Origin of the sequence: Streptococcus sp. DD13 (genome assembly GCF_001578875.1) — a bacterium.
In the GTDB taxonomy this organism is placed as follows: Bacteria; Bacillota; Bacilli; order Lactobacillales; family Streptococcaceae; genus Streptococcus.
In genome coordinates, this window is sequence record NZ_KQ969507.1 from 166,364 (window position 1) to 192,584 (window position 26,221).

Consider the following 26,221-nt stretch of genomic DNA (forward strand, 5'->3'; position numbering starts at 1 on the left):
GGCTTTTTCTTTTTCGTCTCACTTGATCGAATTGGGAAGAAAGGACGAAGAGAAGTTTTTGGAGGGCTATGATGCGGAGTTTATGTGTCAAACAAGAAGGCGATTTCCTTGATAAAATGGGGAATATTCTTGGGGTTTTGTTTGTGCCAGGTGATGCCGTAGGACAGGAGGGGGAGGTTTTCCACGGGGATGCTCACTAACTGGTCGCTCTGCTGGACGGCAAAATGAGGCATGATGGCAAGGCCGACTCCGCCTAAAATCATGGTCTGGGCAATCCAGGCATTATCAGCATATTCGATGTGAGGATTTGAAAGAGTTGATTCCACATTTTTAAAAGTCTTGACAATATATATATATATATAATGAAACTGTTAAAAACAAGACAGTCTAATGGTAGGAGGATAGCATGGGAAGAGGAAAAAGAAAGCAAAGCGTAATACTAGCCTTCTTAGCGAAGAAAGTGCCTGTTTGGGGGTTATTGCTTGCTGTTTTAGGTGGCTTCGTTTGTTGGAATTTTGGATACCGGACGTTTATAGCAGACAATTCGCGAGCTAGGATTACTATCGAATATCTCGAAAAGGTCAACGAGGTCGTGTTTTTGAATACGGGGATCAAAGAGGTCGTCACGGATTCAAACGTTTCAGATATTTTTGGCATCCAAATACCATTTACAGAAAAGAAGGTTTTGGTCATCTTGAACTATAAAGCTAAGTTTGGAATCAAGAATGCGGTCGAAATCCAAAAGGAGAAAGAGAAGAAATATAAGGTTATCATTCCCAAGCTAGAGGTTATCGGCGTCGAGCTAGCAAAAGACCATCCATATGAATTATATGACCGTCAAGGTGAGTTGCTGAGTGCTACCACAAAAGATGTGGATACCGGTGCCCTTGCGATGCAACAATTGACAAATGAACGTCAAAAAGCAATTTTGGAAAATTACAAAGAGGATATCAAAGAGTCTGCGATAACCTATTATACTAGTTTGTTCCAAGCGATTGACCCAGAAATCAAGATTTCAGTCGAGTTTAGCGAGTGAAGACGGATGGGTAGATGTTTCCCACTCAAACACCAAACATAGAAGGAATGTTTGGTGTTTTGTTTATCTAAAGAGAAGATCTGACGAGTCTTGACATATTTCGACAGAATGGTAAAATAGTCTCACAAGCCGACTTAGCTCAGTAGGTAGAGCAACGCACTCGTAACGCGTAGGTCACAGGTTCGATCCCTGCAGTCGGCATCGAAATAGAGAAGAAAAAGCCTGATTTGACGGGCTTTTTTGCTTGTTCAAACCAAATTTGCTCCAAAAAATGACAAAAATTTTCGGACCTTATCCAATTCAGTGTTTATTTTTTCTTCCAGAGTGTGTCCATTGTATAGATAGGGGAGTCGATTCGTCCTGTCAAAATTTAGTTTACACGAGAAAGCAAGTCGGTCTTTTTATGAAAACGTTTTTGTGATATAATAGACATAAATCAATTTAAGGAGAACACTATGTCACTATTATCTGTTAATGCTGTTCGTTTTTTAGGGATCGACGCGATTAATCAGGCCAACTCTGGTCACCCTGGGGTTGTCATGGGGGCTGCGCCCATGGCCTATGACTTATTTACCAAACAATTGCGCATCAACCCTGACCAACCAAATTGGATCAATCGAGACCGCTTTGTTTTATCTGCTGGACATGGATCGATGTTGCTCTATGCTCTCTTGCATCTTTCTGGTTATGCAGATGTTAGTCTTGAAGAAGTGAAGCATTTCCGTCAATGGGGCTCAAAAACACCTGGTCACCCTGAGTTTGGGCATACAGCTGGTGTAGATGCGACGACAGGACCTCTTGGACAAGGGATTGCGACAGCGACTGGATTTGCGCAAGCAGAGCGTTTCCTAGGGGCTAAGTATAATCGGGATGGCTACCCAATCTTTGATCACTACACCTATGTCATCTGTGGGGATGGAGACTTGATGGAAGGTGTTTCTGCAGAGGCAGCTTCCTATGCAGGTCTTCAACAATTGGAAAAACTGATTGTTCTCTATGATTCAAATGATATCAACTTGGATGGAGAAACCAAAGACTCCTTTACAGAAAATGTTCGTGCACGCTATGAAGCTTATGGTTGGCATACAGAATTGGTCAGCGATGGGACAGATTTAGAGGCCATCAACCAAGCGATTGAAGCGGCTAAGCAATCTGGTAAGCCATCCTTGATTGAAGTCAAGACCGTAATTGGATACGGTGCTCCTCATAAGCAAGGAACCAATGCTGTTCACGGTGCACCTCTAGGTGCCGATGAAACAGAAGCGACCCGGAAAGAGCTAGGGTGGGATTACGCGCCATTTGAAATTCCTGAAGAAGTTTATGAAGACTTTAAAGAAAACACTGCGGATCGCGGACGCTCTGCCTACAAGGCTTGGGCTGAGCTAGTAGAGGCTTACAAAAAAGCCTATCCTGAATTAGCTGCAGAAGTCGAAGCTATCATCGAAGGGCGGGATCCAGTCCAAGTCAGCCCAGAAGATTTCCCTGCCTTAGAGAATGGATTTTCACAAGCGACTCGTAATTCAAGCCAAGACGCCTTGAATATCATCGCTGATAAGGTTCCGACCTTCCTTGGTGGATCGGCCGACTTGGCTCATTCCAATATGACCTATATCAAATCAGAAGGATTGCAAGATGCCATCAATCCGCTCAACCGGAATATCCAATTCGGAGTTCGTGAGTTTGCAATGGGAACAATCTTAAATGGACTTGCTCTACATGGTGGTCTTCGTGTGTATGGTGGAACTTTCTTTGTCTTCTCTGATTATGTGAAAGCTGCCATCCGCCTTTCTGCCCTCCAAGGACTGCCTGTGACTTATGTCTTTACACATGATTCGATTGCAGTTGGAGAAGATGGTCCAACGCATGAGCCGATTGAGCACTTGGCAGGTCTTCGTGCGATGCCAAACTTGAACGTTTTCCGTCCTGCTGATGCCCGTGAAACACAGGCGGCTTGGTACTTGGCAGCGACCAGTGCATCTACTCCATCTGCTCTTGTCTTGACCCGTCAAAATCTGACTGTCGAAGAGGGGACAGACTTTGAGAAGGTTTCTAAGGGAGCTTATGTCGTTTATGAATCGTCACCAGAATTTGACACGATTGTGATTGCAACAGGTTCTGAGGTAAATCTTGCGGTGGCCGCAGCGAAGACCTTGGCAGCATCTGGCGCGAAAATCCGTGTGGTGAGCATGCCATCAACAGAGCTCTTTGATGCGCAAGATGCAAGTTATAAGGAAGAAATCCTTCCAAATGCGGTTCGTCGTCGCCTTGCTATCGAAATGGGAGCTACCCAAAGCTGGTACAAATATGTTGGCTTAGACGGAGCTGTTCTTGGAATTGACCAGTTCGGAGCTTCTGCACCAGCTGCGACAGTTATGGCTGAGTACGGATTTACGGTTGAAAATGTCGTTCATCTCCTTCAACAACTATAATTTATCAAAGCTTAGGACTTTCTATGTGTCATCTACATGATGCTTGGAAAGCTTCTAAGCTTTTTTGGGGGAGTAAGATCCGAATGATGGAAAATATCTGCTCATTTTCAATGTCCTTTTCATTTTTTCTTGCTATTTGTCTCAGATTATGAGAAAATTGGACCCATACATCTGTGCTTCAGAGGAAGTAGAGCAAAGGATGGTTAGGAGCGAAATATGAGAGACGATATCAAAATTAATGACCGTGTAAAAGCGATAGAAGACCAGTTTATCGCTACTTTACAGACCATATATGATCCAGAAATTGAATTAGATGTTTACAATTTAGGCTTGATCTATGAAATCAACTTGGATGAGTCGGGCTTTTGTCGAGTTGTGATGACTTTTACCGATATGGGATGCAACTGTGCAGACACGCTTCCGCTTGATCTGGTAGAAGCGCTGAAGAAGATTGATGGAGTCACAGACGCCAAGGTAGAGGTGGTGTGGTCACCGGTGTGGCAAATGACGCGAATTAGCCGGTATGGTCGAATTGCCCTTGGGATTAGCCCGAGATAGAAGGAATAAAAAAACACGCATATACCCAAAGTAGGCTTTCAGCCTTCTTTTTTTACCCTTTTAGTGCAAGATTTAAGAGGAGACAGACGCTAGTAAAGACCCAAATTCCTAGAGAACTATTAAAAAAGACCGATTGCTGATATTGCGTCCTATAAATTTGATTTTGGGATAGTCTCTGATGTTTGCTTTTGTTTCAATAAAAATGCATCTATAAATAGACTGGAGTAACTTCTTATATCCTATAGAATGAGCTTTTGGAAAAAATGCGACTATTTTTGAAAGCGGTTCGAAAATACCGAACGTTTTATCAAAAAGTAAGAATTTGTTTGCAATTTTCAAGACAATATGATACCATTTGATTGCTATTTTGTTACGAAATGGTGACAAAACAGTGACTTAATGTTAAAAATAGGAGAAAAAATGAAGAAAAAGATTAGCGTAGGATTGTCACTACTACTTTTTTTTGCCGTCATTTTTGGTTGGGACAGGATGCAAACTGTCCATGCTGCGGGTAGTTCAGGAAAGATTTCCATCACGAATAAATCGATCACACCTGAACAATCTCCAGTTGACCAATATACCAATATCAAAGTAGATCTAGACTTTTCAGTTCCAAACGATACACAGACGGGGGATCAAGCGGTCATTACCTTGCCCCAAAATCTGAAGTTTATAAAAGATCAAAGTTTTGATGTGCTGAGTCCAGATGGAAGTTCCGTTGTTGCGAAGGCGGTCATTCGAGCGAGTGATAAGACCATCACTTTGACCTATACGGATTATGTCAGCACAAAATCAGATATTACAGGCCACCTCTTTTTTGATGTCCGTGTCGAAGCAGGAACGGCCTCGCCAAGTAAGGTACCGATTACTCTGGACGTGGATAACAATCCTACTCCGATTGGGGAAGTAGACTTTGTAGTCGACCCAGGAGATACGAAAAAAATCTTAGACAAGGTGAGCTGGGGAACAGAATCGCTCGCTGAAGGAGGGATTACTCGTCAGTATGAAGTTCGGGTGAATGCTTCAGGTGATACGCTGAGAGATACATTGGTCTCGGATAGCTTAGGGACAGCGGGTATGAGCTATGTGCAAGGTTCCTTTGTGATCAAAAAGGGGAAATGGGTTGTCAATAGCCAACACAAATTGGAATTGCAAAATGCAACCACGGTGGACCTTCCAGTCACATTTGGAGCGGACCAAAAGAGTTTCCAAGTTCAGTTAGGAACGGTCAATCAATCGGAAGGCTACTCCATCGTCTATAAAGTAAAAATCTCATACACACCTGCGAATGGGGAAAGTTTCCTCAACAACGTTGTCCTGAAAGCTGACAAAGAATTGCAAACCAAAAGCAACCCATTCGTTTACCAGACGGCTGGCGGAGAAGCAGTAGGCTACAACTATGGTGTGACCATCAAGAAAGTAGATGAAGCGAATAATTCTCTTGCTCTTGCAGGGGCGACGTTCAATGTTGTTCGTGTAGCTACTGGTGAGGTCGTACAGACTGTCACAACGGATGCACAAGGGCTAGCGAGCGTCGAAGGTTTGTTAAATGCGGACTATCAATTGGTGGAAACCAAAGCGCCAGAAGGCTATGAATTGGATGCAACACCAATCGACATCAAACCAGCTGATTTTGGGACGACGAAAATCGCTCAAAAAACGGTTACCAACAAAGCGATTGTCAAAGAACCGACCCCGACCAGTGCGGTAATTGAATTAAGTAAAACACTATCTGGCCGAGACTTAAAAGACGGGGAGTTCAGTTTTGAATTGTATGAGGGAAGGGACAAACTTCAGACGGCTACCAACAAAGACGGGAAGGTCACTTTCGAAGCCATTTCTTACCAATCAGAGGGAGAGCACACCTATACCATCAAGGAAGTTGTTGCAAATGTTCCAGGAATTACCTATGATACGACCGAAAAGCAAGTCACTATCAAGGTAACACGAGAAGGCGATTCTCTCAAGGCAACTGTTGAATACCCGAATAACACCGTTTTTGCCAACATCTATACAGCCCCAACACCAGGCAGTGTCCAATTCAAGAGTCAAAAAATATTGGAAGGGCGTGATCTTGTAGAGGGGGAATTCAGTTTCCAATTGTTGGATGAAAATGGCAATGTTCTACAAACCAAGACCAATGCTGCAGACGGCAGTATCGTCTTTGATGAACTCACCTATACAGAAGCAGACGCAGGCCAAACCTATACCTACACCATTAAAGAAGTGATTCCAGAAAACAAAGCAAAAGGAGTCACCTATGATGAAGAAAATATAACGGTAACTGTAGCCGTCTCTAAAGACCAAGCTAACCATGCCATAAAGGCCGTGGCTAGCTATGGAGACAAGAAAACGTTCACCAATACAGTGGTGACGACTGAAATCCCACCAACTCCTCCGACTGTTGAGAAACCAGAATTGAAACTCTACAATGTTCAATTGCACAAGGTGGACAATAAAGGGAATGCCCTGGCAGGTGCTGTTTTTGGTCTTTTTGAAGCAGATGGCACCACTCCAGTTGCCAATCCTTACGGAGAAGGCCAAGCAACAGCAACTTCGGATGCCGAGGGGCTGATCACCTTTACAGGGGTTGAAGCCAAAGACTATATCATCAAGGAGCTAACAGCTCCGGCGGGCTACCAATTGACGACAGAGGTCATTTCTGTAACAGCTGCCGAGTTAGAAGCTGCGACGGACCAACTAGTCGACAAGGGGAATATTGTGAACGAGCAAATTCCGGCGATTCCTCCAAAAGAAACGACTCCACCACCTAGCTCTAAGAAGGTTCTTCCTAAGACGGGTGCTACCTCAAATGATGCTCTGGTTTTCAGTGGTCTCGTAGGGATGGTTCTTGGTTTCTTCCTCCTTCGAAAGAAGGAGCTCCACTAATATCTGCTAGTGATTTGGCGGAGTCTATTCGGTCTAAAAAAGAAATCACTCTGACCATACAGAAATTCCAAAGCAAGGGGGACAGAACCCTTGCTTTTTAGCATAACTTTTTGTGTGAAGGCAGTAGCGTCTAAAAAGAGGTAGAAAAAAAAAAGTGGGACAGAAATCGGGAATTTCTTAGAATTCGATTTCTGTCCCACCTCCCCACAGTTGAGTCGGGCTGTAAAAGCGGATGAAATCAGCGGAGTAGAGCCCACTCAACCACTGCGTCTTGCTCGACAATCCAAAAACAATGGAGAGGCTAGGACTTTTGTCCCAGCCTCTTTTGAATTATGCTTTTCCAGTTTCTTCTGGTTTCCAGAAGTCTGTGACAGCTCCTTTCGAAGCTGAGGAAACCATGTGGGCGTATTTTCCAAGAACGCCACGGCTGTACAGTGGCGGTAATGTGGTCTCCGCCTTTCGTTTGGCTAATTCTTCCTCGGATACGTGCATGGTGATTTCTTTCGTATCTTGGTCAACTGTGACCAGATCTCCTGTATGTAGGTAGGCGATTGGTCCACCATCTTGAGCTTCTGGTGCGATATGGCCGACGACCAATCCATAGGTTCCGCCGGAGAAGCGACCGTCTGTCAGGAGGGCGACTTTGTCCCCTTGTCCCTTACCAACAATCATAGAAGAAAGAGAGAGCATCTCTGGCATACCAGGTCCACCCTTAGGCCCTACGAAGCGCACGACAACCACATCGCCATCCACGATATCGTCAGACAAAACAGCCTCAATGGCTTCTTCTTCAGAGTCAAAGACCTTAGCTGGTCCAGTGTGGTTTCGGACTTTTACGCCTGAAACCTTGGCCACAGCTCCATCTGGTGCGAGGTTTCCTTTGAGGATGATGAGTGGTCCATCAGCCCGTTTTGGATTTTCCAGAGGCATGATAACTTTTTGACCTGGTGTCAGATCTGCGAAGTCTTCTAAGTTTTCAGCGACCGTTTTACCTGTACAAGTGATGCGATCTCCGTGAAGGAAGCCGTTTTTGAGCAAGTATTTCATGACCGCTGGGACTCCTCCAACATTGTAGAGATCTTGGAAGACATATTGTCCAGATGGTTTCAAGTCAGCCAAATGAGGGACTTTTTCTTGGAAGGTGTTGAAGTCTTCAAGAGATAAGTCAACATTGGCTGCATGGGCAATGGCGAGCAAATGAAGAGTGGCGTTGGTTGAACCTCCCAATGCCATGGTCACAGTAATCGCATCTTCAAAGGCCTCACGGGTCATGATATCCGATGGCTTGATCCCTAATTCCAACATCCGTACGACCGCACGACCAGCTTCTTCGATGTCTGCTTTTTTCTCTGGTGATTCAGCCGGGTGGGAAGAAGATCCTGGTAGACTGATTCCAATCACTTCCAGGGCTGTTGCCATGGTGTTTGCAGTGTACATTCCTCCACAACCACCAGGTCCTGGACAAGCATTACACTCGATTTCACGGACTTCTTCGGCAGTCATATCGCCATGGTTCCATTTTCCAATCCCTTCAAAAACGGAAACCAAATCGATATCTTTGCCGTTGAGATTTCCTGGAGCAATCGTTCCACCATAGGCAAAGATGGCGGGGATATCCATATTGGCAATCGCGATGGCAGATCCAGGCATATTCTTATCACAGCCACCGATGGCGACAAAGGCATCGACATTGTGTCCGCCCATGGCCGCTTCGATGGAGTCTGCGATGATATCCCGTGATGTAAGAGAAAAGCGCATTCCTTGTGTTCCCATGGCAATTCCGTCCGCAACGGTAATGGTTCCGTATTGGACAGGCCAAGCTCCAGCGGATTTGACACCTTCTTTTACAACTTTACCAAAATCATGCAGGTGCATGTTACAAGGGGTGTTTTCTGCCCAAGTCGAAATAACACCGACAATCGGGGTCTCGAAGTTATCGTCCTTCATCCCTGTCGCACGAAGCATGGCCCGGTTTGGGGATTTGACCATGCTGTCGTAGACAGAACTCCGATGACGGAGATTTTTTAATGTTTCTTTATCTGTCATTGTTTTTCTTCTCCATTAACTGATCTAAAGCATAGAAGATAGGAGGGGAACCCCTTTTCTGTTCTTCCAGCAAAAAAGCAGATTCTTTTCTATATTATTTAATTATAGCATAGTTCTGGGAAAAATTTTCCTGTTCTCTAATTATTTTAGAAAAGTCTGACAATTTAATCCAAAAGGTAATATTCGGATTTTCGATTAAGAACAGAGATTCTTCTAGAAAATTCTTTTAAAATAAGGGGAAATTGCTATAATAGAGGACAAAACGAGTGAAATTCAGTGAAATTGACGAAATAGGCTTGCATTTTTACCTTTAAGTGGTAAGATAGATATAGTGTTTGAATTTTTAGACAATTTTACGAAAAGGAGGCGCTTGTGAAGAAAATAAAGCTAACGAGTTCAAAAACGGGTGCTGACCTGATTTTGGATACCTTGTTTGAGCTAGGGATTGATACCGTGTTTGGTTACCCTGGTGGCGCAGTATTGCCCCTGTATGACGCGATCTATCAGCACAAAGAGATTCGACATATCTTGGGCCGGCACGAGCAAGGTGTGACACATGAAGCGGAAGGTTTTGCGAAGTCTACAGGCCGTATCGGAGTCGCCATCGTAACGAGTGGTCCGGGTGCAACCAATGCCATTACCGGGATTGCAGATGCGATGAGTGACAGTGTGCCCATGCTAGTCTTTACTGGTCAAGTTGGGACGTCCGGAATTGGGAAGGATGCCTTTCAAGAAGCAGATATCGTTGGAATTACCACCCCGATTACCAAATACAATTATCAGATTCGAGAAGCCGCAGATATCCCTCGCATCGTGACAGAAGCGATTCATATTGCGACGACAGGTCGGCCGGGACCGGTGGTGATTGATGTTCCAAAAAATATCCAGGAAGCGATCGTATCAGAATACAATGATCCAAGTCTTCAACTACCTGGCTATCAGCCAAATCTCGAGCCAAATGGACGGCAGATCGAAAAGCTGATGGAGCTCCTAAAAACCTCTAAGAGACCAGTTCTCATTGCTGGAGGTGGAGTCAACTATGCTGGGGCATCGAAAGAGTTGATTGCCTTTGCAGAACGGTATGATATTCCGGTAGTTTCAACTTTATTGAGTCTTGGAGTGATGCCGATAGAGCACCGTCTCTCCCTTGGAATGGGAGGGATGCATGGTTCTTATGCCTCCAATATGGCCCTAGCCAAGTGTGATTTAATGATCAACTTTGGTTCTCGATTTGCTGATCGATTAACTGGGAACCCAGCGACATTTGCGAAAAAATGTCAAGTCGTGCATGTAGACATTGATCCGGCAGAGATTGGGAAGGTTGTGAAAACGGATGTACCGATCGTTGGAGATGCCAAACGGACCTTGGAAAAACTCTTGGCATATGAAACCGTAGCCACCAATCATGCTTCCTGGACTGAGCAAGTTTTGCACAACAAGGAGCGGGCACCATTCTACTACAAGCCAAGTGAAGAGATCATCAAACCACAACGCGCGATTGAAATTATCGGTGAGCTGACCAAAGGGGATGCAATTGTGGTCACGGATGTTGGTCAGCATCAAATGTGGGCTGCCCAGTTTTATCCTTACAAGCACGAACGTCAGATCATCACATCAGGCGGACTAGGAACGATGGGATTTGGGATCCCAGCAGCGGTCGGAGCAAAATTAGCCAACCCTGACAAAGAAGTTGTTCTTTTTGTAGGGGACGGAGGCTTTCAGATGACCAATCAGGAATTGGCGATCTTGAATGGCTACGGTATTGCGATCAAGGTGGTCTTGATTAACAACCACTCTCTAGGGATGGTTCGTCAGTGGCAAGAGTCCTTCTACAACGAACACCGGAGCGAATCAACCTTCGATGCAGAGCCTAATTTCCAATTAATGGCAGAGGCCTATGGCATCCCTCATTACAAGTTCTCTGATCCAGCAAGCTTGGAAGAGGATTTGAAGGTGATTACAGAACCAAGACCAATGCTGATTGAAATCAACATTTCCAATCGGGAACATGTCTATCCGATGGTTCCGTCTGGAAAGAGTAATGAAGAAATGCTGGGGGTGAAGTTCAATGCGTAGAATGTTAACCGCTAAGATGAAAGATGCGACGGGAGTGATGAATCGCTTCACGGGTGTCCTCTCACGGAGACAAGTGAATATCGAGTCTATCTCCGTCGGTCGAACTTCTGAACCAGATGTCTCGCGCATTACAATTATTATTGATGTCGAGACGATTGAAGAGGCTCAGCAAATTGTGAAACAGTTGAATCGCTTGATCGACGTTGTTCGTGTGAGAGATATTACGGATATTCCTCATTTGGAGAGAGAAGTGATTTTGATTAAGATTTCAGCCCCTCTTTCCAAACGTGCTGAAATTCTCGCTCTCATTCAGCCTTTCCGAGCATCTGTTGTCGATGTGGCTCCCCACTCGATCACGATCCAGATGACAGGAGATAGTAATAAGATCGAAGCCCTTCTTCGAGTGATTGAACCCTATGGGATCAAAAATATCGCACGGACAGGAACCACTGGATTTAGCCGGGACTAGTTCCCCCTTAGCAACTGTACCTCAATAACCACTTAGGTAAAAATAGAAAATAGAAAAGAGAAATATTATGGCAGTAGAAATGCAATATGAAGCAGACGTAAAAGTACCAGCACTTGACGGTAAGAAAATTGCTGTTATCGGTTATGGATCACAAGGACATGCCCACTCACAAAACTTGCGTGATACAGGTCACGATGTGATTATCGGTGTTCGTCCAGGGAAGTCGTTTGATAAGGCTAAAGAAGATGGCTTTGATACTTACACCGTAGCAGAAGCAACTAAATTGGCAGATGTGATCATGATTTTGGCTCCAGATGAAATCCAAGCAGAGCTTTACGAAGCTGAAATTGCACCAAACTTGGAAGCTGGAAATGCCGTTGGTTTTGCACATGGATTTAACATCCACTTCGAATTCATCAAAGTTCCAGCGGATGTCGACGTCTTTATGTGTGCGCCTAAAGGACCAGGTCACTTGGTACGTCGTACTTTTGAAGAAGGCTTTGGTGTTCCTGCGCTTTACGCAGTTTACCAAGATGCGACAGGGAATGCTAAAGACATCGCTATGGACTGGTGTAAAGGTGTTGGTTCAGCACGTGTGGGTCTTCTTGAAACAACTTACAAAGAAGAAACTGAAGAAGATTTGTTCGGGGAGCAAGCAGTTCTTTGTGGTGGTTTGACTGCCCTTATCGAAGCAGGTTTTGAAGTCTTGACGGAAGCGGGCTATGCTCCAGAATTGGCTTACTTCGAAGTGCTCCACGAAATGAAATTGATCGTGGACTTGATCTACGAAGGTGGCTTCAAGAAAATGCGTCAATCTATTTCTAACACTGCTGAATACGGAGACTATGTATCCGGTCCTCGCGTGATCACAGCACAAGTGAAAGAAAACATGAAAGCAGTTTTGGCAGACATCCAAAATGGTAAATTCGCTAACGACTTTGTGAACGACTACAAAGCGGGACGTCCTAAATTGACGGCTTACCGTGAAGAAGCTGCTAACCTTGAAATCGAAAAAGTTGGTGCTGAATTGCGTAAAGCAATGCCATTCGTTGGTCAAAACGACGATGACGCCTTCAAAATCTACAACTAAGAAAGAACCGGTTCAGTCGGTCCTTCTTGTCAAAGATAAGAGGAGACAAATCTTCATTTTGAGATTTGTCTCTTTTTCATCAAGTTTGTGTAAGGGCTGTCAAAAAAAGATAAATTTGCTATAATAAAGGGTAATTAGAGAAAAGGGGGGCGGTCCATGCTTTCAGCAACAGAGATTGAAAAAGCGTATTCCGTTTTGAAGGATGTCATTCTTCGGACATCGCTTGACTATGATCGGCACTTGTCGGAAAAGTATGATGCAGAGATTTATATCAAACGAGAAAATGAACAAAGAGTTCGCTCGTTTAAGATCCGAGGGGCTTACTATGCCATCTCGCAGCTTCATAAAGAAGAAAAAGAGCGAGGAGTTGTGTGTGCTTCAGCCGGGAATCATGCTCAGGGAGTAGCCTATACTTGCAATGAAATGAAGATTCCGGCCACCATTTTCATGCCTGTCACGACACCCCAGCAAAAGATTTCACAGGTGAAATTTTTCGGAGGAGATTATGTCACTATTTCCTTGGTCGGAGACACCTTTGACGAAGCTGCAAAGGCAGCTTTAGATTATACAGAGTCTGAAGGGAAGACCTTTATTGATCCCTTTGATGATGAACGAGTTCAAGCAGGTCAAGGGACAGTGGCCGTGGAGATTTTGGATGAGGCAGAAAAACAAGGAATTTCCTTTGATCAAATTTTGGTGCCAGTCGGAGGAGGCGGTCTCATTTCGGGGGTTTCTACTTATCTTAAAGATCAAGTTCCAGAAATCAAAATTGTCGGTGTAGAGGCGAATGGTGCACGCTCCATGAAGGCAGCCTTTGACAAAGGGCGACCAGTCAAATTAGAGCATATTGACAAATTCGCAGATGGAATCGCTGTTCAAAAAGTGGGAAGAACTACTTATGAAGTGGCAAGGAAATATGTGGACCAGCTTGTCGGTGTTGATGAAGGCTGGATTTCAGAGACCATCATTGATCTGTATTCCAAACAAGGGATTGTCGCAGAGCCTGCTGGCGCGGCGGCCATTGCAGCGCTAGAAGTAGTGAAAGATCAGATCAAGGGTCAAACGATTTGCTGCATCATCTCTGGGGGGAATAATGACATTAACCGCATGCCAGAGATGGAAGAACGTGCCCTGATCTATGATGGGGTCAAGCATTATTTCGTCGTGAATTTCCCACAACGCCCAGGTGCCTTGAGAGAGTTTGTGAACGATATTCTAGGTCCAAATGACGATATTACTCGTTTTGAATATATGAAACGGGCTTCTCGCGGAAAAGGAGCGGTTCTGATCGGGATCACCTTAGCCGATAAGCGCGATTATAAATCTTTCCTCGATCGACTGGAAACTTTCGATCCTAGCTTTATCAATCTTCATGAAAATGATTCGCTTTATAAAATGTTAGTTTAAAAGGAGAAGAATATGGAATTCTTAGCGGTACTTTTTGGTCTTATTGTCATTATTCTTGCAGTTGTTTTGAGCACCATTTTTGTGGTTCGTCAGCAGACGGTTGTGATCATTGAGCGCTTTGGTCGCTACCAAAAGACGGTCTCATCTGGGATTCATGTGCGGGCACCGTTTGGGATCGATCGCCTTGCTGCCCGGATTCAGTTACGACTCTTACAAAGTGAGTTAGTGGTGGAAACGAAAACGCAAGACAATGTGTTTGTCACCCTGAACATTGCAACCCAATATCGCGTCAATGAAACCAATGTTATGGATGCGTTTTACAAACTCATGCGTCCAGAAGAGCAGATTAAATCTTATATTGAAGATGCCTTGCGTTCATCCGTTCCAAAGTTGACCTTGGATGAATTGTTTGAGAAAAAAGACGAGATCGCCCTCGAAGTACAAAAGCAAGTCGCAGAGGAAATGTCGACCTATGGTTATATCATCGTGAAAACCTTGATTACGCGTGTCGAGCCGGATGCAGAAGTCAAACAATCGATGAATGAAATCAATGCCGCACAACGCAAACGTGTGGCGGCTCAAGAGTTGGCCAATGCAGACAAAATCAAGATTGTGACCGCTGCTGAGGCTGAGGCTGAAAAAGATCGTCTTCACGGGGTTGGGATTGCCCAGCAACGGAAGGCGATTGTCGATGGGCTAGCAGAATCTATTTTAGAGCTTAAAGAAGCCAATATCGGCATGTCAGAAGAGCAAATCATGTCTATCCTACTGACAAACCAATACCTAGATACGCTCAATCAGTTTGCAGCAAATGGCAATCAGACCCTCTTTCTTCCAAGTTCCCCAGAAGGAGTAGAAGATATAAGGTCACAAGTTTTATCCGCTTTAAAAGCGATGTAATGCAATCCGTTTCGATCCTTAAAATAGTCCTTTAGTTACCTAAGCGGTAGACGAGGACGGATGTTGACATCTCAGCTAGAAGAAGATTCCTTTTGGTAAGTGACTGTTGTTCTTATCCTAGAAGGTTTCTTCTTTTTTGTCAATCAAGTCTGTCCTCTCTTGTATGGGAACAAAGGGAACGTTCAAGATGAAAAGTTTATTTGCTTGACAATCAGTTGAGATATCTGTATATTATAGTTTGGAATATAAAAGAAAGAGGTGTCAAATGAATAGTTATGATAAAGTCAGTGCGGTTGTAGAATGGGTACGGGAAAAGAAGATTACAGGATACCGTATCAGCAAGGAAACAAACGCTAGAGAAATGTCCATCATTGCACTTGCGCAAGGTCGTGCAAAAATTGATAACATTTCCTTTGCAACAGCACTCGGATTAATCGAGTACTACGATAAAAATCATAAAAAGTTTGAAGACTAATAAAAAGGCATTCGAGAATTTCTCTCGAATGCTTTTTTCGTCTTCTTTGGAGTCGAAGGACGAGATTTACTTTAAAAAACGGTGTAAAAATTCTTTGGTTCGTTCTTCTTTTGGGTTTTCAAAGATATCTTTTGGAGATCCTTGCTCGACGATTAATCCTTTGTCCATAAAGATGACCTGGCTAGAGACGTCGCGCGCAAATTCCATCTCGTGAGTGACGATTATCATAGTCAGTCCTTCTTGAGCCAACTCTTGCATGATTTTCAGGACTTCTGCGACCATTTCTGGATCAAGAGCAGAAGTTGGCTCGTCAAATAAGATAGCATCTGGGTTCATGGAGAGGGCACGAGCGATGGCCACTCGTTGTTTTTGCCCTCCTGAGAGTTGCTTGGGTTTGGCCTGCCAATATTGAGCACCCATTCCGACCTTGGTCAAGTTTTCTTTAGCAATTTCTTCTGCTTCCGCCCGATCTCGCTTTAAGACAGTAGTTTGGGCAACAATGGCATTTTCAAGAACATTGAGATTTTCAAAGAGGTTGAAGTTTTGGAAGACCATTCCCAGGCGCTCTCTGTACTGGGCACGGTCATAGTGAGGGTCAAGGACGTTTTGACCGCGATAGAAAATTTCCCCACCTGTCGGGGTTTCCAGTAGGTTGATTGACCGTAAGAAGGTGGATTTTCCACTACCTGAACTTCCAATGATTGAGATGACTTCACCTTTTTGAACGGTTAGGGAAATATCTTTGAGAACCTCGTTGTTCCCGTAAGACTTCTTTAGGTGTTGAATTTCCAAAATATGTTGCGTCATGGTTAAATCTCCTCAATTTGCATTTGATTGGCACCAGTCGTGTAATGATCTGTATCCATTCGCTTTTCAATGGCTCGCAGGATACGAGTCACGGTAAAGGTTAAGATAAAGTAGATGACCGCAATAACGGTAAACGTTTGGAAATACTGGTAGTTTTGGTTGGCGACGGTATTTCCGGAGAAGTAAAGTTCTACTACTGAAATGACATTCAGTACAGACGTATCTTTGATGTTGATGACAAATTCATTCCCGGTAGCTGGTAGGATGTTTCGAATGACCTGTGGTAAAACGATTTTTCGCATGGTTTGACCGTGAGACATTCCAAGAGCGGTTGCAGCTTCAAATTGCCCCTTGTCAACAGCTAAAATGCCGCCACGGACAATCTCTGTCATGTAGGCTCCAGTGTTGATGGAGACGATAAAGATGGCTGCAATGGTCCGGTTGAGGTTAAATCCAAAGGCTTGCGCACTTCCGTAGTAGATAACCATCGATTGGACAATCATTGGGGTTCCTCGGAAAATTTCGATATAGACAGACAGCAGCATCTGGAACAATCGTTGGAAGAAGCGGACGAGGCGGTTACCTGATAGTTGGGCTGTTCGGTAGACACCGATGAGAAGGCCAATGATCAGTCCCAAAATGGTCCCTGTAATGGAGATTAAGAGGGTCATGCCAGTCCCTTGGAGAAACTCGGGACCATTTTCTTTAAGAATCATCAGAATTTGAGTGAAGAAGTTGCTACTTGTGCTCTCCTCGGTGCTAGACGGTTGCTCGGTGATCATCTTGTCCATCAAATTTGTCTGCTGTTCAGCAGTAATGGATGCAATCGCTTGATTGACTTGGGAGATCCGTTCATCGTCCTTACGCATCCCGATCGCAATCGAAGCGTCCTCGGATCCAACTGAAAAGTCCGGTTCGGGTTGGATCATCTTGAAGGCCGAATTGGCTGCTTCTGCAGTCAAGGCTTCTGGACGTTCTGAAATATAGGCGTCGATGACACCCGATTCTAGAGCTTGACGCATTTGGCCAAAGTCTCCCATAGCGGTCTCTTTTTGTGCGCCCGGTAGCTGGCTGATCAGATTGTAGAGATAAACTCCTTGTTGAGAGGTCACTTTGGCTCCACTGAAATCGTTTAGAGACCGAGCGTTCGCAAATTTTCCATCTTTTTTCACAAGGATGACCGGTTTGCTTGTATAATAGCTACTAGAAAAGGCAATTTCTTTCTTTCGTTCTTCTGTCGGACTCATCCCTGCGATGATCAGGTCGATTTTTTTAGAGGTCAAGGCAGGAATCAGACCATTCCAAGAAGTTTTGACAACCAGCGGTTCCTTCCCCATGCTTTGGGCGATTTTTTTAGCGATTTGCACATCATAGCCATTGGCATACTGGTTGGTTCCTTCGATTTTAACAGCCCCGTTTGAATCGTCGTTTTGCGTCCAGTTAAAGGGAGCGTAGGCCGCCTCCATCCCAATTCTCAGGTAACGATTACCGTCTGATGAAGGTCTAGTGAGAAAGTAGGAGAGGCCAAAGACGAGGGCTAGGCTTAGGATTCCGAAAAGTAAAGCGTATAATTTTTTTTCATAAAAACTCCTTTAATAATCTTATCTATTGTAGCTAAAGTTGGCCGATATTTCAAACCTTGCTATCTATAAAATTCTACTTGGCTTATGGTATAATGGTTGAGAAAAGGAGATGGACATGTTTTTGGTAGAAATTTTTAAAGCAATCTTTTTTGGAATTGTCGAAGGAGTGACCGAGTGGTTGCCGATTTCGTCAACAGGGCATTTGATTTTAGTAGACCAATTTCTGGGCTTTTCATCCGTCAGCCAAGCCTTTCAATCCATGTTTAATGTCGTGATCCAACTGGGAGCTATCTTGGCGGTTTTGGTGATCTATTTTGATCGACTGAATCCCTTTAAAAAAGGAAAGAGTAAACGTCAGATTCGATTGACTTGGCAACTTTGGGCTAAGGTGGCTGTAGCGGCTCTTCCAGCAGTTGTTCTGGGTTTTCTTCTGGATGATTGGCTGGATGCGACCCTTTATAATTTTGTTGTGGTGGCCCTGATGTTAATCCTCTATGGCTTGGCCTTTCTATATGTTGAGAAAAAGCAGGAAAATCAAGAACCCCGGATTACCAGCTTGAGTAAGATGTCCTATCTGACGGCCTTGTATATTGGTTTGTTCCAGGTGCTAGCGCTGATACCCGGAACAAGTCGGTCAGGGGCAACGATTCTAGGAGGGATTTTGGTGGGGACGAGTCGCAGCGTAGCGACAGAATTCACCTTCTTTTTGGGGATTCCGATTATGTTTGGGGCTAGCTTCTTAAAACTTCTCAAGCTATTAGTAAGCGGAGTATCGGTGACAGGTTTCCAATGGCTCTTGTTGGGACTTGCGATGGTGACGGCCTTTGGGGTTTCGGTCTTGGTGATTCGCTTCTTTACAGATTTTGTGAAAAAACATACCTTCGTTCTCTTTGGAAAGTACCGGATCGTTCTAGGGATCATTATTTTGATTTATTTTGGGCTAGGGCTCCTCTTTTAAGCAAGTCGATGGAACTTGCTTTTTCTTTGTCAAAAAATGCACTTTCCGGTATAATAAATAGACACTATGCAATGAGGTAGGACGAGTATGAAGATGAAGCAGATCAGTGATTCGACCCTGAAAATTACTGTAATGATGGAAGATTTAGAAGAGCGAGGGATGGAATTATCTGATTTCTTAATCCCTCAGGAAAAAACAGAAGAATTTTTTTATGGAGTCTTGGATGAGTTGGATCTCCCGGATACCTTCAAGGAATCTGGAATGTTGAGTTTTCGTGTGACGCCTAAACCGGATAAAATCGATATTTTTGTAACGAAATCAGAGATTGATCAAAATCTGAATTTTGATGACTTAGCTGATTTTGCTGGTTTGGATAGCTTAGATGACTTAGCCAACATGAATCCGGAAGATTTCCTAAAAACAATGGAAAAAACGATTCGGGAGCACAGTCAAGCAGACCAAGAAGCAGTTCGCCATTTGCAGGAAGTGGAAGAAGCAGAAGAACATGCTGGAGATCAAGAGGAAGAAGCAGGAAAAGACCAATTTATCTACTATATTTTGGTTTTCCCGGATTTGCGCTCGGCAGTGGAATTTTCGCATTCTATGAATTACGAGACCAGTACTTCTGAGCTCTATAAGTTGGAAGATCGTTACTATCTAGTCATCTTGGTTGATACTGAAGATCATCCCGAGAACTACCCTGTTTATCTTTTGGCCCGAATGTTAGAGCATGCTGAAGAAGCGGCAGTTAGTCGCTCTCTTCTTCAAGAGCATGGTCGACTCTTATTACCGGTGGATGCCGTAGAGGAGTTAAGGAAGGTGCAATTGGCATGACGACATTTCCTTTGCAATATGTGATGGTTTTGCTCATTACGATTGCGGTTTCTGCTATTTTAACTCCTTTGGTTCGTTGGCTGGCCTTTAAGATCAAAGCAGTGGATCAGCCCAATGCACGAAGAATCAACAAAGTTCCCATGCCGACGGCAGGAGGTTTGGCTATTTTTCTAGCCTTCTCTTTTTCCAGTTTATGTCTCTTGCCGATGATTGTCACACGATTATCCCCACGTGGGAGTTATTTTGACTATGCTCTTCCGATTGTCTTGATCGCGGGGATTGTGGTGTTGACGGGCTTGATTGATGATATCAAAGAGTTGAAACCCCTGCCGAAGTTAATGGGGATTGTGCTTGCAGCGAGTCTAGTGTGGTTCTTGACGGATTTTAGATTTAGTGATTTTAAAATTCCGTTTGGAGGACCGATGTTGTCGTTTCCGGACTGGTTGTCCTTTTTTCTGACCGTTTTATGGATTGTGGCGATTACAAATGCTGTTAATTTGATTGACGGCTTGGATGGCTTGGTATCAGGGGTTTCGGTCATCTCGCTTACGACAATGGGGATTGTGTCTTATTTTTTCTTATATGAGAGCAACATTTACCTCACTATTTTGATTTTTGTCCTCGTGGTGTCCATCTTAGGCTTTTTACCCTACAATTACCATCCAGCTGTTATTTATCTAGGAGATACGGGCGCTTTATTTATTGGTTTTATGATTGCAGTTCTCTCCTTGCAAGGTTTGAAAAATGCTACGGCAGTTGCAGTTTTTACGCCGATGATTATTTTGGGTGTTCCTCTGACAGATACAGTGGTAGCGATTATCCGTCGAACCTTATCTGGGCAGAAGATATATGAAGCAGACCGAATGCACCTCCATCATCGGTTATTGTCTTTTGGACTTAGCCACCGAAATACTGTTTTAGTCATCTATGCTATTTCATTTATTTTTGCAATGATTTCTCTCTTGTTTAATATTTCTTCCCGTTGGGGTGGTTTGCTTTTAGTGATCGGTCTCTTTTTGGCCATCGAGATTTTTTGTGAGCTGATTGGCATTTTAGGAAAAGATCGAACTCCCGTTCTAAATCTCCTACGACGTCTTGGGACAGGTGAGCGAAAAAAGGGGCAGGACAAGAAAAAGAATTCGTCGGATGACGATTAGATGATTTCAAACAAAAGTGGAGCCTGATGGGCTCTTTTTTGATATAATAAAGAGATTAACGATAAAGGAGTATCGAATGACTGTACTTGAAATAAAAGATCTTCATGTATCCATTGAAGAGAAAGAAATCTTAAAAGGTGTCAATTTACGCTTGCAAACAGGACAAATCGCGGCAATTATGGGTCCAAACGGGACTGGGAAATCCACCTTGTCCGCTGCTATCATGGGAAATCCCAACTATGAAATTACGCAAGGGGATATTCTATTTGATGGCGAGAGCATTTTGGACTTGGAAGTGGATGAACGGGCTCGGCTTGGTCTTTTCTTAGCCATGCAATATCCTTCTGAAATCCCTGGTATTACCAATGCTGAATTTATCCGCGCTGCCATGAATGCAGGAAAAGAAGACGAGGAGAAAATCTCCGTCTTGGACTTTATTACAAAGCTGGATGAAAAGATGGAATTGCTTGGGATGCGGGAAGAAATGGCGGAACGTTACCTCAACGAAGGTTTTTCTGGTGGGGAGAAAAAGCGCAATGAGATTCTTCAGTTGTTAATGTTGGAACCTCGGTTCGCTCTTTTGGACGAAATTGACTCTGGTTTGGATATCGATGCTCTCAAAGTCGTGTCAAAAGGAGTCAACGCTATGCGTGGAGAAGGTTTTGGGGCAATGATTATCACCCATTACCAACGGTTGCTGAATTACATCCAACCAGATGTTGTCCACGTGATGATGGATGGGAAAGTCGTCCTTTCAGGAGGAGCAGAATTGGCAGCTCGTCTAGAACAAGAAGGCTATGCCAACATTGCAGAAGAACTTGGCTACGAATACCATGAAGAAGCTTGAGTTTGTTACTCAACACGTATTAAAAAGGAGTAACCATGTCTAAAGAATCTATCATCGCCTTCTCCCAAGCCCATGCAGAACCGCTTTGGTTACAAGAACTTCGACTCTCAGCTTTTGACCAGCTAGATCAGTTGGACTTGCCAGCCATTGAACGTGTTAAATTTCATCGTTGGAATTTGGGAGATGGTCGTATTTGTGAAAATGAAGCATCTGGGGTCGTTCCTGATTTTACAGCCCTTGGATCGAATCCGAAATTGGTTCAAGTTGGGACCAACACAGTTCTAGAGCAGTTGCCAGCAGAGCTTGCTCAGCAAGGAGTGGTCTTCACTGACTTTGAAACAGCTTTTGAACTCATACCAGATGTGATGGAACGTCACTTTGCTAAGGCCGTTGCCCTCAACGAAGACAAACTAGCTGCGTATCACTATGCTTATTTTAACAGTGCCGCCGTTCTTTATGTTCCGGACGCTGTAGAGATTGATCAACCCATCGAGAGCTATTTTTATCAGGATCGCTCGTCAGCTGTTCCTTTTAATAAGCATGTTTTGATTATTGCAGGGAAACACTCTCGCTTTCAGTATTTGGAACGCTTTGAAAGTATTGGCGAAGGTTCTGAAAAAACAAGTGCTAATATTTCGGTGCAAGTGATTGCCCAAGAGGGGGCGCAGGTTAAATTTGCAGCCATCGATCGCTTGGGGGAAAATTTGACCACATATATCAGTCGTCGCGGTCATTTGGGACGAGATGCCAGTATTGATTGGGCCCTCGGCATTATGAATGAAGGCAATGTCATCGCGGATTTTGATAGCGACTTAATTGGGGAAGGAAGCCATGCCAATCTCAAAGTGATTGGGGTTTCGTCAGGTCGTCAAGTACAAGGGATTGATACACGTGTCACGAACTTTGGATGCAATACAGTTGGACATATCCTGCAACACGGTGTAATCTTAGAACGTGGGACCCTTACCTTTAACGGGATCGGTCATATCGTAAAAGGGGCCAAAGGGGCAGATGCCCAACAAGAGAGTCGGGTATTGATGTTATCAGACTCAGCTCGGTCGGATGCAAATCCAATCCTCTTGATTGATGAAAATGAAGTAACAGCGGGGCATGCTGCCTCAATCGGTCAGGTGGATCCTGAGGATATGTACTATCTAATGAGTCGAGGTTTGGATCAAGAAACTGCAGAGCGTCTGGTGATTCGAGGCTTTCTTGGAGCGGTGATCACTGAAATTCCAGTCAAAGAAGTTCGGGACGAGATGATTGCTGTCATTGACGAAAAGTTAAATAAGCGTTAATTCAGATCGGAAGAAGGGAGAATAAATGCCAAAGTTGGATGTTTACAAGGTAAAAAAGGATTTTGCCATTTTAGACCAACGTGTGAATGACGAACCCCTTGTTTATCTGGACAATGCTGCGACCACGCAAAAACCAAAATATGTCTTAGAAGCTGTTCAATCCTATTATGAAACAGACAATGCCAATGTTCATCGAGGAGTTCATACCTTGGCGGAGCGGGCGACTGCTTCATATGAGGCGGCAAGAGAAAAAGTAACTCAGTTTATACATGCGAAGTCCTCAAAAGAAATCTTATTTACGAGAGGGGCAACAACTGGTCTTAATTGGGTTGCGAAGTTCGCAGAACAGTTGCTGCAAGCGGGCGACGAAGTCTTAATTACTGTCATGGAGCATCACTCGAACATTATCCCTTGGCAGCAAGCTTGCCAAAAAACTGGGGCGAAGTTGGTCTATGCCTATTTAAAAGATGGCCAACTCGATTTAGAGGATTTTCAGCAGAAGGTAACCTCTAAAACGAAATTTGCCAGTGTCGCCCATGTATCCAATGTGTTGGGGTGCCAAAATCCAGTCAAAGAATTAGCGAAACTGGTCCATGAGGTGGGTGCATATATGATTGTAGATGCGGCTCAGTCAGCTCCTTATTTACCATTAGACGTCCAGGATCTGGATTGTGATTTTTTAACCTTTTCTGGGCATAAGATGCTAGCGCCAACTGGCGTGGGTGTCCTTTATGGAAAAGAAGAAGTCTTACAACTCATGGATCCGGTTGAGTTTGGTGGAGAAATGATTGACTTTGTCTATGAGCAGAGTGCGAATTGGAAGGAACTTCCATGGAAATTTGAAGCAGGAACTCCTAATATAGCTGGGGCGATTGGCTTAGGAGCAGCAGTGGATTATTTAAGCCAACTTGGGATGGAAAATGTCTGGAGACACGAGCAAGATTTGGTGGCCTATGTCCTGCCTAAACTTCAGGAAATAGAAGGGCTAACGGTATATGGTCCTCAGGACGTCTCCCGACATGCTGGAGTGATCGCATTTAATGTGGATGGTATTCATCCGCATGACTTAGCAACTGCCCTAGATTATGAAGGAGTGGCAGTACGGGCTGGTCATCACTGTGCGCAACCCCTTATGCGATATTTAAAGATCTCTTCAGCCGCACGTGCAAGTTTTTCGATATACAATAGCAAAGAAGATTGTGATCGGCTCGTGCAAGCTATTCTAGCAGCAAAGGAGTATTTTAATGGCACTCTCTAGATTAGATAGCCTCTATATGGCTGTCGTTGCGGAGCATTCCAAAAATCCTCATCATCATGGGGTATTGCCAGATGTCGAACAGCTTCAGTTGAATAATCCAACCTGTGGCGACGTGATCAATCTGTCTGTCCGGTTCAAGGGAGATGTGATTGAAGATATCGCCTTTGCAGGAGATGGCTGTAGTATTTCCACGGCTTCCTCTAGTATGATGACGGATGTTGTTTTAGGAAAGACCAAGAAGCAAGCTCTGGAATTGGCGGAAATCTTTTCCAAAATGGTACAAGGGACCAAAGATGAGGAGCAAAATCAGTTGGGAGAAGCCAAACTACTGGCTGGGGTCTCGAAGTTTCCACAGCGGATTAAATGCGCGACTCTCTCTTGGAATGCCCTGAAAAAAGCGATCGAACGAAGTGATACTCCAGTAACGGATAGATAGGAATAGTCCTGTAACAACAGGAGAGAAATTTAGAAGGAAAGACTATGACTGAAACAAATGAAAAGGTAGAGCCAAAACCAATCGACCTTGGCGAATACAAATACGGCTTTCACGACGATGTTGTCCCTGTTTTTTCAACGGAAAAAGGGATTAGTGAAGAGGTCGTTCGAGCGATGTCAGCTGAAAAAGGAGAACCAGAATGGATGTTGGAGTTTCGTCTTAAATCCTTGGAAACCTTTAACAAGATGCCAATGCAAGAATGGGGGCCGGATTTGTCGGGCATTCAATTTGATGAACTGACCTACTATCAAAAAGCATCGGACAAGCCAGCACGTGATTGGGACGATGTTCCGGAAAAAATCAAAGAAACCTTTGAACGAATTGGGATACCCGAAGCGGAGCGAGCTTATCTAGCAGGAGCCTCTGCTCAGTATGAGTCTGAGGTGGTCTACCACAATATGAAAGAGGAGTACGACAAGCTGGGAATTATCTTTACAGATACAGACTCGGCCTTGAAAGAGTACCCGGAACTTTTTCGACAATATTTTTCTAAACTAGTACCGCCGACGGACAATAAGTTAGCTGCTCTCAATTCGGCCTTTTGGTCAGGAGGGACTTTTATCTATGTGCCGAAAGGTGTAAAGGTAGATATTCCCTTACAGACCTATTTCCGTATGAACAATGAAGCGACTGCCCAGTTTGAAAGAACATTGATCATCGTGGATGAAGGAGCTAGTGTGCACTATGTGGAAGGCTGTACAGCACCGACCTATTCGACAGCTAGCCTTCATGCTGCCATTGTGGAAATATTTGCGCTTGATGGAGCCTATATGCGGTATTCAACCATTCAAAACTGGTCTGATAATGTCTATAATCTAGTCACCAAACGCGCAACTGCTAAGAAAAACGCAACGGTAGAATGGATTGATGGCAACCTTGGTGCAAAAACAACCATGAAATACCCATCCGTTATGCTAGATGGAGAAGGTGCTCGAGGGACCATGCTTTCCATTGCCTTTGCAAATGCTGGTCAGCACCAGGATACGGGAGCAAAAATGATTCACAATGCTCCCCATACCTCCTCTTCGATTGTATCGAAATCCATTGCCCGCAATGGAGGGAAAGTGGATTACCGAGGTCAAGTAACCTTTAATAAAGACTCGAAGAAGTCTGTTTCCCATATTGAGTGCGATACTATTTTGATGGATGATCTTTCTAAGTCCGATACGATTCCGTTTAATGAGATCCACAATTCTCAGGTTGCTCTGGAGCATGAAGCGAAAGTGTCTAAAATCTCAGAAGAACAGCTCTATTATCTGATGAGTCGGGGGTTGTCGGAACAAGAAGCGACCGAAATGATCGTGATGGGATTTGTAGAACCATTTACAAAGGAATTGCCGATGGAGTATGCTGTTGAGCTTAATCGCTTGATTAGTTACGAAATGGAAGGTTCAGTTGGCTAGTCCCCGATTGATAAGAGAAAACGAATCGATAAGAAAGACCGAGTTTTCCTTTTAGAGAAATTCTTCTCGATAATAAAGGTTGAGGGGATTTCCCGCAAAAAAAGAGAGTGGGACAGAAATCAGTCATTCGTTAGAATTCGATTTCGTCGTCCCATCTCCGCACACTTGAGTAGGGCTGTAAAAGCGGATGAAATCAGCGGAGTAG

The 26,221-nt window shown here is 44.1% G+C and carries 22 protein-coding genes and 1 tRNA gene; 19 read left to right on the forward strand and 4 right to left on the reverse strand.

The annotated features are described in order from the left end of the window. Nucleotides 1-80 precede the first annotated feature (80 nt). Nucleotides 81-326 carry a type 2 periplasmic-binding domain-containing protein gene (locus STRDD13_RS08530; RefSeq protein ID WP_156471288.1) on the reverse strand — a complete coding sequence of 82 codons (246 nt, stop codon included), beginning with the start codon at nucleotides 324-326 and terminating at the stop codon, nucleotides 81-83. 80 nt (nucleotides 327-406) lie between these two features. On the opposite strand from STRDD13_RS08530, the gene STRDD13_RS07070 reads away from it, so the two are divergent. The 5 genes from STRDD13_RS07070 (at nucleotide 407) to STRDD13_RS07090 (ending at nucleotide 6,912) form a co-directional block, all read left to right on the forward strand. Beyond that, on the forward strand, nucleotides 407-1,036 hold the full coding sequence (locus STRDD13_RS07070; RefSeq protein ID WP_067103459.1) for a DUF4230 domain-containing protein: 630 nt from the start codon (nucleotides 407-409) through the stop codon (nucleotides 1,034-1,036). A gap of 128 nt (nucleotides 1,037-1,164) precedes the next feature. Then, nucleotides 1,165-1,237: transfer RNA gene (locus STRDD13_RS07075), tRNA-Thr, on the forward strand. Between the two features lie 254 nt (nucleotides 1,238-1,491). Further along, the gene (gene tkt / locus STRDD13_RS07080; protein ID WP_067103461.1) at nucleotides 1,492-3,465 is read left to right on the forward strand and encodes a transketolase; all 1,974 of its coding nucleotides are present in this window, start codon (nucleotides 1,492-1,494) and stop codon (nucleotides 3,463-3,465) included. A gap of 216 nt (nucleotides 3,466-3,681) precedes the next feature. Then, nucleotides 3,682-4,023: a metal-sulfur cluster assembly factor gene (locus tag STRDD13_RS07085; protein WP_067103463.1), complete on the forward strand. Its 342-nt coding sequence runs from the start codon at nucleotides 3,682-3,684 to the stop codon at nucleotides 4,021-4,023. A gap of 420 nt (nucleotides 4,024-4,443) precedes the next feature. After that, a complete protein-coding gene (locus STRDD13_RS07090; protein ID WP_067103465.1) occupies nucleotides 4,444-6,912 on the forward strand; it encodes a SpaA isopeptide-forming pilin-related protein in 2,469 nt (822 codons plus the stop codon). Nucleotides 6,913-7,242: 330 nt separating this feature from the next. Here STRDD13_RS07090 and ilvD read toward each other — a convergent pair whose 3' ends face one another. Next, nucleotides 7,243-8,958 (reverse strand): dihydroxy-acid dehydratase, encoded by a 1,716-nt coding sequence (gene ilvD / locus STRDD13_RS07095; RefSeq protein ID WP_067103467.1) that lies wholly within the window; start codon nucleotides 8,956-8,958, stop codon nucleotides 7,243-7,245. 372 nt (nucleotides 8,959-9,330) lie between these two features. Here ilvD and STRDD13_RS07100 point away from each other — a divergent pair, with 372 nt between their 5' ends. The 6 genes from STRDD13_RS07100 (at nucleotide 9,331) to STRDD13_RS07125 (ending at nucleotide 15,375) form a co-directional block, all read left to right on the forward strand. Then, entirely contained in the window at nucleotides 9,331-11,034 is a 1,704-nt protein-coding gene (locus STRDD13_RS07100; RefSeq protein WP_067103469.1) for an acetolactate synthase large subunit, read from the forward strand. Continuing rightward, entirely contained in the window at nucleotides 11,027-11,503 is a 477-nt protein-coding gene (gene ilvN / locus STRDD13_RS07105; protein WP_067103471.1) for an acetolactate synthase small subunit, read from the forward strand. The genes STRDD13_RS07100 and ilvN overlap by 8 nt, the downstream gene beginning before the upstream one ends. Nucleotides 11,504-11,570: 67 nt before the next feature. Beyond that, the gene (ilvC, locus tag STRDD13_RS07110; RefSeq protein ID WP_067103473.1) at nucleotides 11,571-12,593 is read left to right on the forward strand and encodes a ketol-acid reductoisomerase; all 1,023 of its coding nucleotides are present in this window, start codon (nucleotides 11,571-11,573) and stop codon (nucleotides 12,591-12,593) included. Between the two features lie 156 nt (nucleotides 12,594-12,749). Beyond that, on the forward strand, nucleotides 12,750-14,000 hold the full coding sequence (gene ilvA / locus STRDD13_RS07115) for a threonine ammonia-lyase IlvA (protein WP_067103475.1): 1,251 nt from the start codon (nucleotides 12,750-12,752) through the stop codon (nucleotides 13,998-14,000). A 12-nt stretch (nucleotides 14,001-14,012) separates the two neighbouring features. Continuing rightward, nucleotides 14,013-14,900, forward strand: a complete 888-nt coding sequence (locus STRDD13_RS07120; protein WP_067103477.1) for an SPFH domain-containing protein — start codon at nucleotides 14,013-14,015, stop codon at nucleotides 14,898-14,900. Between the two features lie 265 nt (nucleotides 14,901-15,165). Further along, a complete protein-coding gene (locus STRDD13_RS07125; protein WP_067103479.1) occupies nucleotides 15,166-15,375 on the forward strand; it encodes a capsule biosynthesis transcriptional regulator in 210 nt (69 codons plus the stop codon). 66 nt (nucleotides 15,376-15,441) lie between these two features. Here STRDD13_RS07125 and STRDD13_RS07130 read toward each other — a convergent pair whose 3' ends face one another. Both STRDD13_RS07130 and STRDD13_RS07135 read right to left on the reverse strand, forming a co-directional pair. Continuing rightward, nucleotides 15,442-16,182, reverse strand: coding sequence for an amino acid ABC transporter ATP-binding protein (locus tag STRDD13_RS07130; protein ID WP_067103481.1), 741 nt, complete (start codon nucleotides 16,180-16,182; stop codon nucleotides 15,442-15,444). 2 nt (nucleotides 16,183-16,184) lie between these two features. After that, nucleotides 16,185-17,732 carry an ABC transporter substrate-binding protein/permease gene (locus tag STRDD13_RS07135; protein ID WP_067103483.1) on the reverse strand — a complete coding sequence of 516 codons (1,548 nt, stop codon included), beginning with the start codon at nucleotides 17,730-17,732 and terminating at the stop codon, nucleotides 16,185-16,187. A gap of 148 nt (nucleotides 17,733-17,880) precedes the next feature. Here STRDD13_RS07135 and STRDD13_RS07140 point away from each other — a divergent pair, with 148 nt between their 5' ends. The 8 genes from STRDD13_RS07140 to sufB all read left to right on the forward strand — a co-directional run bounded on the left by STRDD13_RS07140 (nucleotide 17,881) and on the right by sufB (nucleotide 26,016). Beyond that, nucleotides 17,881-18,723, forward strand: coding sequence for an undecaprenyl-diphosphate phosphatase (locus tag STRDD13_RS07140; RefSeq protein WP_067103485.1), 843 nt, complete (start codon nucleotides 17,881-17,883; stop codon nucleotides 18,721-18,723). Between the two features lie 87 nt (nucleotides 18,724-18,810). After that, entirely contained in the window at nucleotides 18,811-19,557 is a 747-nt protein-coding gene (gene mecA, locus STRDD13_RS07145) for an adaptor protein MecA (protein WP_067103487.1), read from the forward strand. Beyond that, nucleotides 19,554-20,714 (forward strand): glycosyltransferase family 4 protein, encoded by a 1,161-nt coding sequence (locus STRDD13_RS07150; RefSeq protein ID WP_156471289.1) that lies wholly within the window; start codon nucleotides 19,554-19,556, stop codon nucleotides 20,712-20,714. Before mecA ends, STRDD13_RS07150 begins: the two co-directional genes overlap by 4 nt. Before the next feature lie 76 nt (nucleotides 20,715-20,790). Then, the gene (sufC, locus tag STRDD13_RS07155) at nucleotides 20,791-21,561 is read left to right on the forward strand and encodes a Fe-S cluster assembly ATPase SufC (RefSeq protein ID WP_067103491.1); all 771 of its coding nucleotides are present in this window, start codon (nucleotides 20,791-20,793) and stop codon (nucleotides 21,559-21,561) included. A 35-nt stretch (nucleotides 21,562-21,596) separates the two neighbouring features. Beyond that, nucleotides 21,597-22,859: a Fe-S cluster assembly protein SufD gene (sufD, locus tag STRDD13_RS07160; protein WP_067103493.1), complete on the forward strand. Its 1,263-nt coding sequence runs from the start codon at nucleotides 21,597-21,599 to the stop codon at nucleotides 22,857-22,859. A 25-nt stretch (nucleotides 22,860-22,884) separates the two neighbouring features. After that, nucleotides 22,885-24,117 carry a cysteine desulfurase gene (locus tag STRDD13_RS07165; protein ID WP_067103495.1) on the forward strand — a complete coding sequence of 411 codons (1,233 nt, stop codon included), beginning with the start codon at nucleotides 22,885-22,887 and terminating at the stop codon, nucleotides 24,115-24,117. Then, nucleotides 24,104-24,553, forward strand: a complete 450-nt coding sequence (gene sufU, locus STRDD13_RS07170) for a Fe-S cluster assembly sulfur transfer protein SufU (RefSeq protein ID WP_067103497.1) — start codon at nucleotides 24,104-24,106, stop codon at nucleotides 24,551-24,553. Before STRDD13_RS07165 ends, sufU begins: the two co-directional genes overlap by 14 nt. Before the next feature lie 44 nt (nucleotides 24,554-24,597). Then, nucleotides 24,598-26,016 carry a Fe-S cluster assembly protein SufB gene (sufB, locus tag STRDD13_RS07175; RefSeq protein ID WP_067103499.1) on the forward strand — a complete coding sequence of 473 codons (1,419 nt, stop codon included), beginning with the start codon at nucleotides 24,598-24,600 and terminating at the stop codon, nucleotides 26,014-26,016. Nucleotides 26,017-26,221 lie beyond the last annotated feature (205 nt).